The organism is Actinomadura monticuli (assembly GCF_041463655.1).
Classification (GTDB): domain Bacteria; phylum Actinomycetota; class Actinomycetes; order Streptosporangiales; family Streptosporangiaceae; genus Spirillospora; species Spirillospora monticuli.
This window is the reverse complement of the sequence record NZ_JAXCEI010000020.1, coordinates 1-13334: the sequence shown is the minus strand read 5'-3', so window position 1 is coordinate 13334 and position 13334 is coordinate 1. Positions and strand designations below refer to the sequence as shown.

The window sequence follows — 13334 nt, the reverse complement described above, 5'->3', positions numbered from 1 at the left end:
ATGAGCATCGTGCGGCCGACGCATGACGGCGAGACGACGGCCGAGAGCATGGGCGCGCACAGGCAGGACCAGGCCCGCGCCCCGGAGTTCCACCGCAACGGGCGCGGCGAGGCGGGGACGGGCGAGCTGGTGCGGCAGGCCGCGCAGCAGGTGTCGGAGCTGATGCGCGCCGAGCTGCGGCTGGCCGTCGCGGAGCTGAAGAGCAAGGGCCGGCACGCCGGCACCGGCGCCGGCATGTTGGGCGGCGCGGCGCTGGTGGCGCTGTACGGGGTGGCGGCGCTGCTGGCCGCGGCGATCGCCGCGATCGCGCTGGCCCTGCCGGTGTGGGCGGCGGCGCTCATCATCGGCGGGTTCCTGATGCTGGTCTCCGGGGTGCTGGCGCTGATGGGCCGGTCGCAGGCCAGGCGCGCCACACCCGCCAAGCCGGAGCAGGCCATGGACGAGGCCCGCCAGGCCGTGGCGGAGCTGAAGGAGAGGGCGACGCACCGATGACCACGCAGGGCAGGCACGGCACCGACGCCGCCACCGAGGAGCTGCGCCAGGAGGTCGACCGGGCGCGCCACGAACTCGGCGAGACGGTCGAGCAGCTGGCCGCCAAGGCCGATGTGAAGGCGCTGGCCCGGGAGAAGGCCGAGCATGCCAAGGACCGGGCCCGGGACGCGGCCGCGTCGGCGTGGCGGGCCGCGGGCTCGGAACAGGCCATGGCCAGGGCGCGGCAGGGCGGCGCGGTGATCGTCGCCGCGGGCGCCGTCGCGACGGCCGCGGTGTGGGTGCGCCGCCGCCGGACGTCCACCAGGCGGATGGGGCCCGTGCGGTTCCGGGTCCGCCCCGGTCAGAGGCACGCCGTCCAGGTGCGCCGCCACAAGGGCCGCTGAGCGGCACCGATCCGCCGAGAGGACGCCATGCCCGCCCCCAGAGCCATCGCCGACCCCCCGGCCGCCTCCTGGACGGCGGCGCTGAAACGCACGGCGGGGGAGGTCAAGCGCGACAACCTCACCGCGTGGGCCGCCGCGCTCACCTACTACTCCGTACTGTCGATCTTCCCGGCGCTGCTGGTGGTGGTGTCGCTGGTCGGGCTGGCCGGCCAGTCGACCACCGACGACCTGATCGCCAACATCGGCGACCTGGCGCCGGGCGCGGTCCGCGACCTGCTGGTCAGCTCGGTGCGGCAGCTGCAGGGCGGCGCCGGCGGCGCCGGGGTCGTCGCCGCCATCGGCCTGCTGGCCGCGGTGTGGTCGGCGTCGGGGTACGTGGGGGCGTTCATGACCGCCTCCAACGTCGTCTACGACATCCCCGAGGGCCGCCCGATCTGGAAGACCGTCCCGATCCGGATCGGCGTCACGCTGGTCACGCTGGTGCTGCTGTCGGCGTCGGTGATCGCGGTGGTGGTGACCGGGCCGCTGGCCCGCAAGGTCGGCGACGTGATCGGGGCCGGCTCGCAGGCCGTGACGGTCTGGAACATCGCCAAGTGGCCGGTGCTGCTGGTGGTGGTGGCGTTCCTGTTCATGCTGCTGTACTGGGCGTCGCCCAACGCCAGGCGCGGCCTGCGGGGCCTGGTGCCGGGCGGGCTCTTGGCGATCGGGCTGTGGCTGGCGGCGTCCGGGCTGTTCGCCGTGTACGTGGCGAACTTCTCCTCCTACAACAAGACCTACGGCAGCCTGGCGGCGATCATCATCTTCCTGGTGTGGCTGTGGATCACGAACCTGGCGATCCTGCTGGGGTCGGAGCTGAACTCCGAGCTGGAGCGCGGCCGCGCCATCGCCGCCGGCACTCCCCCGGACGAGGAGCCGTACGTGGAGTTCCGCGACACCCGCGCCTTCGACGACCAGCAGCGCCGCGAGGCGGGCCTGGAGGACGAGGACGGGGACAGGCGCGGGGACGGGGACGCCGGTGGCGCCGGTCCTTCGGCCGCGTCCGGGCCGGGCGCGACCCGCGGGCACCTGCCGGGCGGCCGGTCCTAGGGCGGGCGCGAGCGGCGGGTTGCCGGGGATTCACGGGTCGCACAGGGCCCGGCGCGGTGAATAGGATCTCCGCATGCTCCGTCCCGCATACCCGATCGAGACCGAGCGGCTCACCCTGCGGCCGTTCCATGAGGACGACCTCGAGGGCCTGTACGCCTACCAGTCCCTGCCGGAGGTGGCGCGCTTCCTGTACTGGGAGCCGCGCTCGCTGGAGGAGTCGCGGTCGTTCCTGAAGCAGAAGATGGGCGCCTCCACCGTGGAGAGGGAGGGCGACTGGCTGGTCCTGGCGGTGGTGTGGCGCGAGACCGGCGACCTGATCGGCGAGGTCAACCTGCAGTGGCGCAGCCGCGAGCACCGGCAGGGCGAGATCGGCTACATCTTCAACCCGGCCTTCCACGGCCGCGGGTTCGCCACCGAGGCCGCCGAGGTCGTGCTGCGGCTGGGGTTCGAGGGCCTGGACCTGCACCGGGTGTGCGGGCGGCTGGACGGCCGCAACGCCGCGTCCGCGCGGGTGCTGGAGCGGCTCGGGATGCGCCGCGAGGCGCACCTGGTGCAGAACGAGATCGTCAAGGGCGAGTGGAGCGACGAGGTCGTCTACGCGATGCTGCGCCACGAGTGGGACGCCCGCGCGGCCTCCTGACCCGCCGGCCGGCCCGGCATTATGGCGCGCCGGCCGTCAGCGGGCGGCCTGCTCCTCCAGCGACCGGGCCAGGTCGCGGACGTGGCCGCGCAGCTCGTCGGGCCGGCGGATCGCGAACGGGAACCCGAGCCCGGCCAGCATCCGCGCCATGCCGTCCAGCCGCTCGGCGCGCGCGGTCATCACCACGCCGCCCTCGCCGTCCTCGGCCAGCGTCGCGACGGAGGCGGGGACGCGGCGTCGGGCCTCGGCGAGGGTGGCGCGCAGCACGACCTCGACCTCGTGGGCGTAGGGGACGCGCGCCAGTGACCGGGTGACGTCCCCGACGGGGTCGACGCCGTCCGGCACGTCGAAGGTCGCGGCGCCGGTCTCGGCGGAGGCGATCCGGTCGACGCGGAAGGTGCGGGTCTCGCCGCTGCGGTGGTCGTGGCCGGTGACGTACCAGCGGCCGGAGTGGAACACCAGCCCGTGGGGGTCCAGGTCCCGCTCGGTCTCCTCCTCGCGCCGGGACCGGTACCGCAGCCGGACGCGGCGCCGCTCCCGCGCGGCGGCGGCCAGGGTGAGGACGGCGCCGGTGTCGGGCTCGGCCGCGCCGCCGCGGCCCGCGTCCGCGCCGGCGGAGCGGTCGGGGGCGGTGAACCCGAGGGTGTCGCGCAGCGCCTGCACGCGGTCGCGCAGGGCGGCCGGCAGGACGCGCTGCACCTTGGCCAGGGCGGCCTCGGTGGCCTGGCCGGGCAGGCCCATCCGGCGTCCGGCCAGCAATCCCAGCACGACGGCGGTGGCCTCGTCGTCGGTGAGCATGAGCGGCGGGAGCCGGTAGCCGGGCATGAGCCGGTAGCCGCCGTGCCGGCCGCGTTCGGCGACGACGGGGACGCCGAGGTCCTCCAGCCGGGCGGCGTAGCGGCGGACGGTGCGCGGGTCCACGCCGAGCCGCCGGGCCAGTTCGGCGCCGCCCATGCGGTGGTTGGCCTGCAGCAGCTCCAGCATCGCCAGGACGCGGGTCGTGGGGTGGGTCGGCTGTGGCACGCGTCACTCACTTAATCCGGGCGGTTCCTGTCCGGTATTCACCGTAGCGTGGCGGCACGCCCACCGAGGGAGGACGGCTGAGATGGCTGAGATGAAGGCAGGCGCCGAGATGAAGACCGGCGAGGCGACGTTCGTGCTGGTGCCGGGGTACTGGCTCGGCGCCTGGGCGTGGGACGAGGTGGCGCAGGCGGTGCGGGCGGCGGGCCGCGGCGTCCGCGCGCTCACTCCGGCGGGGCAGGCCGAGCGGGCCGGCGAGGCCGCGCCCGGCGGCGCTCCCGTCGACGTCGAGGCGCAGATCGCCGACATCGTGCGGGTCGTCGAGGACGGCGGCCTGGACGGGGTCGTCCTGGTCGCCCACAGCGGCGCGAACATGGCCGTCACGGGTGCGGCCGACCGGATGCCCGGCCGGGTCGCCCGCGTCGTGTACGTCGACAGCGGGCCGATGCCGTCCGGGATGGCCGCCATCGACTTCCACGAACCGCGCGAGCGCGCGGAACTGGAGGAGGCCGTCGCCGCGCGGGGCGGCGGCCGGGTGATCCCGGTGCCGCCGTTCGACCCGGACGCCGACCCGGTGAACCTGGCCGGGCTGTCCGCCGCGCATCTGGCCGCGATGCGCGAGCGCGGCACCCCGCAGCCGTTCGGAACGGCGACACAGGCGCTGACCAGGCCCGATCCGCTGCCGGAGACGCCCCGCACGCTGATCGCGACGACGATCCCGCTGGCCGCGGTGCGGGAGATGGGCGCGGCCGGGCATCCGGTCTTCGCGGCGATGATCGGGCCCGGCTGGACCTACCGGGAGCTGCCGACCGGGCACTGGCCGATGTTCTCCCGGCCCCGCGAACTGGCCGCGCTGCTGGTCGGCGCCGCCGGATGACTCACTTCTCCACAGCGCCGCGCGGGTTTCTTGTAACTCCCCCATGTAGATCGTTTGCGCCGGGGGCGAGGACACTCACCGGAGTCGCGCGGCCACGGGGGTCGGGCCTGACCCCGAGGTGAGCAGATGACACCTACCCTCAGCCGCCGTCCCCACCGGATCCCGCGCCGGCGTTCACTGGCCGCGAGCGCGGTCGGCGTCGTCCTGGCCGCCGGGCTCGGCACGGCGGGCGCGGCGCCCGCGCAGGCGCTGGCGGGGCCGGTCAAGGCCGACGACGGGGCGCGCATCACCGCGGAGCAGAAGGTCGGCGCCCGCGAGGTCGACATCACCATCTCCTCGCCCGCGCTGGGCAGGTCGGTGAAGGCCCGCATCCTGCTGCCGGCGAACTGGACGCGGGCCTCGACGGCGACGTGGCCGGTCCTTTACGCCTTCCACGGCGGCCAGGACGACTACACCTCCTGGACGAAGAACAGCGACATCGAGGCGTGGGCGGCCAAGTACAACGTCATCGTCGTCATGCCCGAGGGCGACAACGGCTCGTACACCGACTGGTACAACTACGGCAAGGGCGGGTCGCCCAAGTGGGAGACCTTCCACACCGCCGAGGTGCGCCAGCTGATGGAGCGCAACTACCACGCGGGCGCGCTGCGCGCGGCGATCGGGAACTCCTCCGGCGGGGCGGGCGCGATGGCGTACGCGGCCCGGCACCCGGGGCTGTTCAAGTACGCGGCGTCGCTGAGCGGGATCCTGTCGATGCGCTCGATCGGGATGCCGGCGATGCTGATGTTCACCAATGCCAGCAACGGGCAGGACCCGTTCGCGATCTGGGGCGTCCCGTGGGCCGACGACGCCAACTGGCAGGCCCACGACCCGTACTCGCTGGCGTCCAAGCTGCGCGGCACCGGGGTGTTCTTCTCCGCCGGGACGACGGGGCGGCCGGGGCCGGGCGACCCGGACGTGGCGCCGTGGGACATCGGCCTGCTGAGCGAGATCGCGGTGGGCGCGAACAACAAGGACTTCCAGAAGCGGCTGGACGAGCTGAAGATCCCCTACACCGCCCACATCTACGGCGACGGCCGCCACAACTGGCCCGCGTGGGTGCGGGAGTCGAAGTTCATCTGGCCGGCGCTGATGAAGTCGATCGGCGCCCGGCAGGCGTGACGCGCGCCTGAGCGCGGGGAACGGACCGGCCCGGTCCGGGGCGTGGCAGCGGCTGCCGCACCCCGGACCGGGCCGGGACGCGCGCCCGTCAGTGGCCGAGGCCGTCAGTAGCCGAGGCCGTGCCCGAACGGGTAGAGGACGGTGCCGGGCTCGTCGCGGGCGGGGATGGTGACGGGCAGCCGGCCGCGCGGGTCCTGTTCCCCGAACAGGACCGCGCCGGCCGCGCGCAGCGCCTCGGCGGTGTAGGAGTAGGTGGCGAGGTAGGTGGCGGCGCCGGGGAGCCAGGCGATGTCGTAGGGGTCGCGGACGGCGATGACGACGACGGGTTTCCCGGTGGCGATGAGGGCGTTGACGAGGTTCATCTGACCGGGCCCGTTGTGTCCGGGTTCGCTGGAGATGTCCCAGGCGCGGTTGGTGACGGCGACGACGAGGTCCTGGTCGCGGGCGGCGGCGACGGCCGCGTCGATGTCCGCCTGCCCGGGGTTGATGCCGGTCTGCCGGATGGTGGCGGTGGCGCCGCGGCGGGCGATCTCGGTGCCGATGGAGGCGGTGGTGGACACGCCCCATCCGGTGACCAGGGCGTCGCGGGGGCCGGGCCGCAGCGGCAGGACGCCGGCGTCGTTGCGGACCAGGGTGGTGGTGCGGTCGGCGGCGCGCTGCGCGGCGGCCAGGTGCGCGGGCGTCCCGACGGTCTGCGCGACCCGGGACTCGTCGGCGTAGGGGTCGCGGAACAGGCCGCGCCTGTGCTTGAGCTCCAGGATCCGGTAGACGGAGTCGTCGATGCGCTTCTCGGTCAGCTCCCCGGTCCGGACGGCGTCGACGACGGCGGCGAGCTGGCGGGGGAACACGCCGTCGCCGTCGGCGTCCGCGGGCGGTTTGAGCAGCACGTCCGCGCCGGCCTTGAGGGCGAGGACGGGGATGTTCTCGTCGCCGTACTTGTCGCGGACGCCCTGCATGTCGAGCGCGTCGGTGACGATGACGCCGCGGTAGCGCAGCCGCTCGCGCAGGATGCCGGTGAGGATGGGCCGCGACAGGGTGGCGGGGTCGCCGGAGGGGTCCAGCGACGGGACGACGATGTGCGCGGTCATGATCGCCTCGGCGCCGTGGGCGATCGCGGCGCGGAACGGCGGCAGGTCCAGCCGCTCCCATTCGGCGCGGGTGTGGTCGATCTGCGGGACGCCGGTGTGGCTGTCGGTGCTGGTGTCGCCGTGCCCGGGGAAGTGCTTGACGGTGGCGGTCACTCCCCCGGACCGGTACCCGCCCAGCTGCGCGGTGACCATGGAGGAGACCAGCGCGGGGTCGGAGCCGAAGGACCGGACGCCGATGACGGGGTTGGCGGGGTCGATGTTGACGTCGGCGTCGGGCGCGTAGTCCTGGTTGACGCCGATGGCGCGCAGTTCCCGTCCGGTGATGCGGGCCAGGGCGCGGGCGTCGCCGGTGCGGCGCCCGGCGGCCAGCGCCATCGCGCCGGGCGACTGGGTGGCGGGCGGCTGGACGCGGGCGACGATGCCGCCCTCCTGGTCGATGGCGATCGTCGCGGGGACGCGGTGCGGCCGGGCCAGCGCGGCGCGCTGGATGCCGTTGGAGAACGCGGCGAGCTGGCGCGGGTCGCGCACGTTGTCGCCGTAGTAGATGAACCCGCCGGGCTGGTAGCGGGCGACGACCTGCGCGGCGTTGTCGGCCCCGTACAGCTTGCGGTTGGCGGCGACGGCGGCGGGGTCGGAGGTGTCGGCGCTGGTGCCGTGGATCTGCAGGACGAACAGCTGGGCGGCCTTCTCCTCCAGGGTCATCGAGTCCAGCAGGCGCAGCAGCGCGGGGTCGCGGCCGTGCGCCGCGCCGGCGGCGGGCGCGGCGGGCGTGTTCAGCGCGGCCGCGGCGAGGATCGCGGCGGTGAGGCCGGCGGTCCAGCGGCGGCGGCGCGTGCGGGGACGGTTCATGACGGCTCCCTCCGGCCCCCGAGCCGATTGTTGATCATGCTCCTCCCGGCACGCTAGCCCGGCGGGGCGGCGCCGTCCACGGCAATGCTCGACGACGTCGCCGCCGCCCGCGCGGGCCGGGCCGCACGGTCGGTCGCACGGTCGGTGGCGGGGTCAGCCGCGGCGCAGCCATCGCCACCAGCGTGCGCCTTCGGGGTCGGGCACGGTGAGCGGGTGCTCCTGCACGTCGTAGCGGTGGATGTAGGCGCCGGCGAACGCCTGCAGGCTGGCGCCCAGCGGGACGCCGAGCAGCACGCCGACGGGCCCGGCGACGGCGGCGCCGGCGAGGATGAGCCCGAACGCGACCGCGGGGTGCATGTCCAGGGTGCGGGCGGTGATGCGGGGCTGCAGCAGGTAGTTCTCCAGCTGCTGGTAGGCGAGGATGAACAGCAGGATCCACAGCGCGGTCGCCGGCGACACCGTCAGCGCGATCAGGAGGGGGACGGCGCCGGCGAGGTAGGTGCCGATGGCGGGGATGAACTGCGACACCACGCCGACCCAGACCGCCAGGATCGCCGCGTAGGGGACGCCGAACCCGGCGAGGGCGGCGTAGTGGGCGATGCCGGAGATGAGGGCGAGCAGGCCGCGGGAGTAGATGTAGCCGCCGGTCTTGTCGACGGCGATCTCCCAGGCGCGCAGTACCTCCCGCTGGCGCCGCGGGGGCAGCAGGGAGCAGACCGTCCGGCGGAACCGGGGCCCTTCGGCCGACAGGTAGAAGGTGAACAGCAGGACGCCGAGGCCCTTGAACACGACGCCGAACGCGGTGGCGCCGATCCCCCACGCGTTCTGCGCGAGGGAGGACAGGTTCCGCGACAGCGCTCCGGTGACGGTGGGGAGCCGCTGGAACACGGTGTCCTGCGACAGGCGCGTCCCGAAGGTGGCGTTGACCCATCCGATGACCTGGCGGACGTACCCGGGGAACCCGCCGATGAGGTTGGTGGCCTGGGTGGCCAGCAGCGACCCGATGCCGCCGAGGAACCCGGCGGCCAGGACCGCGACGGCCACGAACATCAGCGCGGTCGCGGCGCCGCGCCGCCATCCGTGCCGGGCCAGCCAGTTGACGGCCGGTTCGATCGCGAACGCCAGGAACAGCGAGATCAGCAGGAGCAGCAGCAGGCCGCGCAGCCGCTCCAGCAGCCACAGTCCCGCCATGAACGCCAGGACGACGACGCCGGCCAGCGCGAACGCCTTCGGCAGCCACGGCGGCATCCGGAGCCCGGGCGCCGCGGCGGGCCGCGCCGCGGGATCGGCGGCGTCGGGCGGGACGTCGGCGGGCGCGTAGGCGGAGGTGTCGCCGGGCGTCTGCGGCATGCCCGCACGCTAACGGCCGGGCCCCGCCCGGCCCGGCCGTCCAGCCCGGCGGCAGGGGCAACCTTTGCCGAGCCTTCAGCCACCGCCCCCCCCCGGGGCCGCCGGGGTGCCGGGCGCTGGGCGCTGGGGGCGCCGGGCCGTGAGGTCAGGCGGGGGCGTCCCCGGGCGGCGGGACGAATTCGGGCTGGTCCAGGACGCGCAGCCAGCTGCCGTCGGGCTGGCGGCGGGCGACCTGGGCGCGGGCGCCGGCGCCGTCGCGGGGCGGGGTGGAGGTGAGCGCGAGGCCGCCGCTGATCAGGGTCGGCAGGGGCTCCTCCGGTTCGAAGCGGGGCCGGGCCTCCAGCACCTTCTGCCAGAGCGCCCGGATGGCGTCGCGTCCGACGGTCTGGGAGCCGGGCGGGTAGGCGAGCACGGCGTCGGGTTCGTAGAGGGCGGCGACGCCGGCCGCGTCGCCGGCGTTGGAGCGTTCGACGAACAGGCGCGTGATGTCCTCGGGCCGCATGGCCTTCTCGTATCGCGTCATGGCTGTCTCCGTGTGTCCGGTTGGGCTCGCCTTCCATCGTGGTCGCCGCACCTTCAGAAGTCCAAGAGATAGATGTTCTTGATCCCAGAAGCAGCGCTTATGAACTGGGCGGGGGGCGGGCGTCCGCCATGCGGCAGGATGCCGGGTATGGGCGAGGTTTTCACGCATCGGCTGCGGGTGCGGTACAGCGAGTGCGACCAGCAGGGCGTGGTGTTCAACGGCCACTACCTGTTCTTCTACGACGTCGCGCTGACGGAGCTGTGGCGGGCGCTGGTCGGCGAGTACGGGGAGATGGTGGAGGACGGCTACGACCTGGTGGTGGCCGAGGCGCGGATCCGCTACCGGGAGGGCGCGCGGTTCGACGAGCTGCTGGACGTGTCGATGCCGGTGGCGCATCTGGGGACGACGAGCATGACCGTGCGGCCGGTGTTCCGGGTGGGCGAGCGGCTGATCGCCGACGGTGAGGTGCGGCACGTGTTCATCGACCCGGCGTCCAAGGCCAAGCGGGAGATGCCCGCGCGGGTCAGGTCGGCCCTGCGGCCCTACCTGGACGGGACGGGCGCGGCGCCCTCCGCCTGACCGGCCCTCCGCCTTACTCGGCGCCCTGTTCTGCCGCGGTCGCCGAGGGCGCCGCGGTCGCGCTGGTGCTGCTGGCGGTGTCGGTCACGCTGGAGGCCCGCCGCTTCCGCGCCGGCAACGCCTGACCGTCCCGCCCCCGTTCCCCTGTCAGGGTGTCAGGGGGACGGCGCCGGGATCGGCGTCCGGAACCGGCCGTGTCCCGCCGGCCGGGGGCGGGGGGACGCCGGGGCGGGCGACGGCGGCGCGCTGGGCGATGTAGGCGCCGGCCAGCACGATCGCGCCGCCGGTCATCTGCAGCGGGGTGAGGCGCTCGCCGAGCACGGCCCAGGCGACGAGGGCGGCGGCGACGGCCTCGGTGTAGCAGATCGCGCCGCCGACCTGGGCCGAGAGCCGCTGCAGGCCCGCGACGCCGGTGAGGTAGGCGATGACGGTGCTGACGATCGCGATCCAGGCGACGAGGGTCCAGCCGGGCGCGGTGTGGCCGGCGACGGGGACCTGGGCGGGCAGCACGTCCCACGGCAGCGCCCAGGGGGCGGCGAGGGGGGCGAGCGCGGCCGCGGCGACGACGCTGCCGGCGGAGGTGATCACCAGGGGGTCGGCGCGCCCGGCGAGCCGGTCGGCGATCAGGAAGTACCCGGCCTGGCAGGCGGCGGCGCCGAGCCCGGCGGCCAGGCCGAGCGGGTCCAGCGACAGGCCCGTCCACACCCGCACGACCAGCGCCAGCCCGGTCATGGCGACCGCGACGCCGGCGGCGGCGGAGCGGTGCACGGGGACGCGGCGCACCAGCCGCAGCCACCCCAGCACCACGACGGGCCCGCCGAACTCCAGCAGGCTCGCCACGCCCACCGGCAGCCGGGACGCGGCGACGAAGAACAGCGCCTGGCAGCCCGCGATGGCGGTCAGCCCGTAGGCGACCAGGGGGCCGGCGTGGGGCCGCAGCCCGCGCAGCGCCGCGCGGCCGCGCAGCACCGCGGCGATCGCCGCCAGGACCAGCGCGGCGACGGTGATCCGCAGCCACACCGCCTGCAGCGGGCCGAGCCCGGCCTCGATGAGGGCCTTGCCGAAGGGCCCGGAGGTGCCGAAGCACACCGAGGACACCACCGCCAGGCCGACACCGGCGGCCCGGCCCGTCCCCGTGGTGCGCGCCGCGCCGCCCATCCCCACCCCCGCCGCACGGTTCGCCCGCCCCCGCGGCGAGCTAATGATCATCCTGTCATAACAGTCCTTACGCGCCGAGGGGGAGATACCGCCCGGTACCCGCCCGGTTCGGCCGAGCGATGCCGGAAACGGGGCACCGGGCGACTACTATTCGCCGGATGAGCTGGCAGGCGGCCGGGGCGGGGCCCGGCGGAACCGGAGGCGGCCCGAGCGGCGACCTGTTCGCCTCGGTCGAGGGCAACGTGCGCGAGCTGGTGGCCTCCCCATGGTGGCAGACCGCCCAGCCCGCCGCCCGCGCGGCGCAGGTCGCCGCGCGGATGCTGTGGGGCGCCGGCGAATGGTGGCTCTACGGCGCGTGGGGCCGCTGGTACCGGTGCGGACTGGACGGCGCCTGGCATCCCTGCCCGCCGCCCGCGGCGTTCGAGGACCGCCGCGTCGCCGTCCCCGCGCCGCGCGGCGCCGGGACCCCGCCCGTCCCGCCGCAGCTGTTCCCCACCGGCCCCGACCTGGCGGCCGGGCGGGTGGCGCCGCTGGGGTTCCTCGGGCCCGTCCCCGACACCGCCGTGGTGGCGCGCATCTCCCAGGCCCTCACCACCGCGCTGGCCGTCGACCCGCAGCAGTTCGCCCAGCGCGACCCCATGTTCCAGCCGGGCACGCCCAGCACCGTCGCGGCCGCGTGGGGCGCGCTGCTGTGGTGCGCCGGGTCCCCGGTCGCGCTGACCGAGCACCCGCTGATCGAGTCGTTCATCCCGTTCCTGACCACCTCCGCCGACCGGCTGCACTGGATGATGCCGCCCGACTTCGCCACCCTGGCCGGCTACTACGTCCACCGGCTCGGCGCGGGCGACGGCGGCGGTGCCGCCCACATCGCCCGTGTCATGTACGAGGTCGCCGCCGGACTGCAGGCCGACCCCCGGTTCCGGCCCGGCGCCGACGCCCTCGCCGCCGTGACGGCCGCGTCGCTGCGGATGGTCAACCAGGACATGGCCACCGTCCGGTACGGGCCCGACGCCGTCCTGCAGGAGTGGCGGCGCCGCTGCCCCGCCGAGTACGCCACCCCGATGGTCCGCGACACCGCGCCCGGCGAGTACCTGCGCCTGGCCCTGTACGACCTGCAGCAGATCGTCGCCGGGCTGACCGGGCCGCGCCCGTCGGCGCCCGGCCGCGGCCACGACGAGGTCCGCCGCGCCGGGATCGCGGTGCTGGCCGCCGACCTGCAGGCCGCGCCCGGCGCGCTGCCGGCCCTGCAGCGCTGGCTCGATCCCGACAGCGCCCGCACCCTGCAGGCGGTCCTGGCCGACCCGGCCAACCCGCTGCGGACGCTGTGGCCGCGCGACGGGCGGCTCCCCGACGCGCTGCGCAGCGACGACGCCGACGCGCTCGCCGCGCTGCTGTCCACCACCTACACCCTCGGGCTGACGTGGTGCCGGCTGGCGCAGGTCGCGCCGCCGGCGAGCGGGTTCGCGGTGCCGCAGGCGGTCGCCGCGGAGCTGACGTCCCCGGCGATGCACAGCCCGCCGTCCACCGACGAGCTGTCGGCGTGGGACATCATCAAGGCCGCCCGCGCCCACATGGCCGCCGAACGCGGGGGGCCGGGCGCCGACCAGCCGGTCGCGCCGGTGCCCGAGCCGGCGCAGGACGCGCCGGGCCCGCCGCCCGCGGTGGCGCCCGCCCCGCCGCCGGCCGCGCCCGCCCCGCCGCCGGCCGCGCCCGAGCCCCCTCCCTCCGCGTCCGGGGCGCCGGAACCCCCCGCCCCAGCCTTCGCCCCGGTCCCTCCGGCCCCGGCTCCCGCGGCGCCGCCTGCCGATCCGTTCGCCGCGGACGCCCCGCCGCCGCGGATCGCGCCCCCGCCCCCGCCAGCGTCCTGCTCGGGCCCGTATGGCGGCGCGTCACCCCGCTGCGGACCCTGCACGCCGCCCTCTGCCGCGCCACCCGCACCCCGCCCGACGGCCGCCGCCCCCTCCCGGCGTGCCTCGGCTACTGGCCGGCCGCCGCGTGGCTCACCGGGTTCGTATGGCTGGAACTGGTCGCGCCGCACCGCTCCGCCCCCCGGCTCGTCGGGACGCTCATCCTCGCCTACGCCGCCGCCAACCTCGCCCCGGCCTGGTGGTTCGGCCGCGACTGGTTC

13 protein-coding genes are annotated in these 13334 nt (G+C 75.7%); 8 read left to right on the top strand and 5 right to left on the bottom strand.

Features of this window, described 5'->3' with window-relative positions; genetic code table 11:
• The 4 genes from SM611_RS32045 to SM611_RS32030 all read left to right on the top strand — a co-directional run bounded on the left by SM611_RS32045 (position 1) and on the right by SM611_RS32030 (position 2601).
• On the top strand, positions 1-492 hold the full coding sequence (locus SM611_RS32045) for a phage holin family protein (RefSeq protein ID WP_371954066.1): 492 nt from the start codon (positions 1-3) through the stop codon (positions 490-492).
• A complete protein-coding gene (locus SM611_RS32040) occupies positions 489-875 on the top strand; it encodes a DUF3618 domain-containing protein (RefSeq protein ID WP_371954065.1) in 387 nt (128 codons plus the stop codon). The genes SM611_RS32045 and SM611_RS32040 overlap by 4 nt, the downstream gene beginning before the upstream one ends.
• A gap of 27 nt (positions 876-902) precedes the next feature.
• The gene (locus SM611_RS32035; protein WP_371954064.1) at positions 903-1961 is read left to right on the top strand and encodes a YihY/virulence factor BrkB family protein; all 1059 of its coding nucleotides are present in this window, start codon (positions 903-905) and stop codon (positions 1959-1961) included.
• Positions 1962-2034: 73 nt separating this feature from the next.
• Positions 2035-2601: a GNAT family N-acetyltransferase gene (locus SM611_RS32030; RefSeq protein WP_371954063.1), complete on the top strand. Its 567-nt coding sequence runs from the start codon at positions 2035-2037 to the stop codon at positions 2599-2601.
• A 36-nt stretch (positions 2602-2637) separates the two neighbouring features.
• On the opposite strand, the gene SM611_RS32025 is transcribed toward SM611_RS32030, so the two are convergent.
• Complete coding sequence (locus SM611_RS32025) at positions 2638-3624, bottom strand: helix-turn-helix transcriptional regulator (protein ID WP_371954062.1); 987 nt, start codon at positions 3622-3624, stop codon at positions 2638-2640.
• Positions 3625-3706: 82 nt separating this feature from the next.
• On the opposite strand from SM611_RS32025, the gene SM611_RS32020 reads away from it, so the two are divergent.
• Positions 3707-4498, top strand: a complete 792-nt coding sequence (locus SM611_RS32020) for an alpha/beta fold hydrolase (RefSeq protein WP_371954061.1) — start codon at positions 3707-3709, stop codon at positions 4496-4498.
• Positions 4499-4624: 126 nt separating this feature from the next.
• Positions 4625-5659 (top strand): alpha/beta hydrolase, encoded by a 1035-nt coding sequence (locus SM611_RS32015; protein ID WP_371954060.1) that lies wholly within the window; start codon positions 4625-4627, stop codon positions 5657-5659.
• A 104-nt stretch (positions 5660-5763) separates the two neighbouring features.
• Here SM611_RS32015 and SM611_RS32010 read toward each other — a convergent pair whose 3' ends face one another.
• The 3 genes from SM611_RS32010 to SM611_RS32000 form a co-directional block, all read right to left on the bottom strand.
• Complete coding sequence (locus SM611_RS32010) at positions 5764-7596, bottom strand: glycoside hydrolase family 3 protein (protein WP_371954059.1); 1833 nt, start codon at positions 7594-7596, stop codon at positions 5764-5766.
• A 153-nt stretch (positions 7597-7749) separates the two neighbouring features.
• Positions 7750-8946 (bottom strand): AI-2E family transporter, encoded by a 1197-nt coding sequence (locus SM611_RS32005; RefSeq protein ID WP_371954058.1) that lies wholly within the window; start codon positions 8944-8946, stop codon positions 7750-7752.
• 145 nt (positions 8947-9091) lie between these two features.
• Entirely contained in the window at positions 9092-9469 is a 378-nt protein-coding gene (locus tag SM611_RS32000) for a YybH family protein (protein WP_371954057.1), read from the bottom strand.
• 147 nt (positions 9470-9616) lie between these two features.
• Here SM611_RS32000 and SM611_RS31995 point away from each other — a divergent pair, with 147 nt between their 5' ends.
• Complete coding sequence (locus tag SM611_RS31995) at positions 9617-10048, top strand: acyl-CoA thioesterase (RefSeq protein ID WP_371954056.1); 432 nt, start codon at positions 9617-9619, stop codon at positions 10046-10048.
• 147 nt (positions 10049-10195) lie between these two features.
• Here SM611_RS31995 and SM611_RS31990 read toward each other — a convergent pair whose 3' ends face one another.
• Complete coding sequence (locus SM611_RS31990; RefSeq protein ID WP_371954055.1) at positions 10196-11257, bottom strand: EamA family transporter; 1062 nt, start codon at positions 11255-11257, stop codon at positions 10196-10198.
• 107 nt (positions 11258-11364) lie between these two features.
• On the opposite strand from SM611_RS31990, the gene SM611_RS31985 reads away from it, so the two are divergent.
• Positions 11365-13334 (top strand): hypothetical protein (locus tag SM611_RS31985; protein WP_371954054.1); only part of this gene is annotated, 1970 nt, incomplete at its 3' end.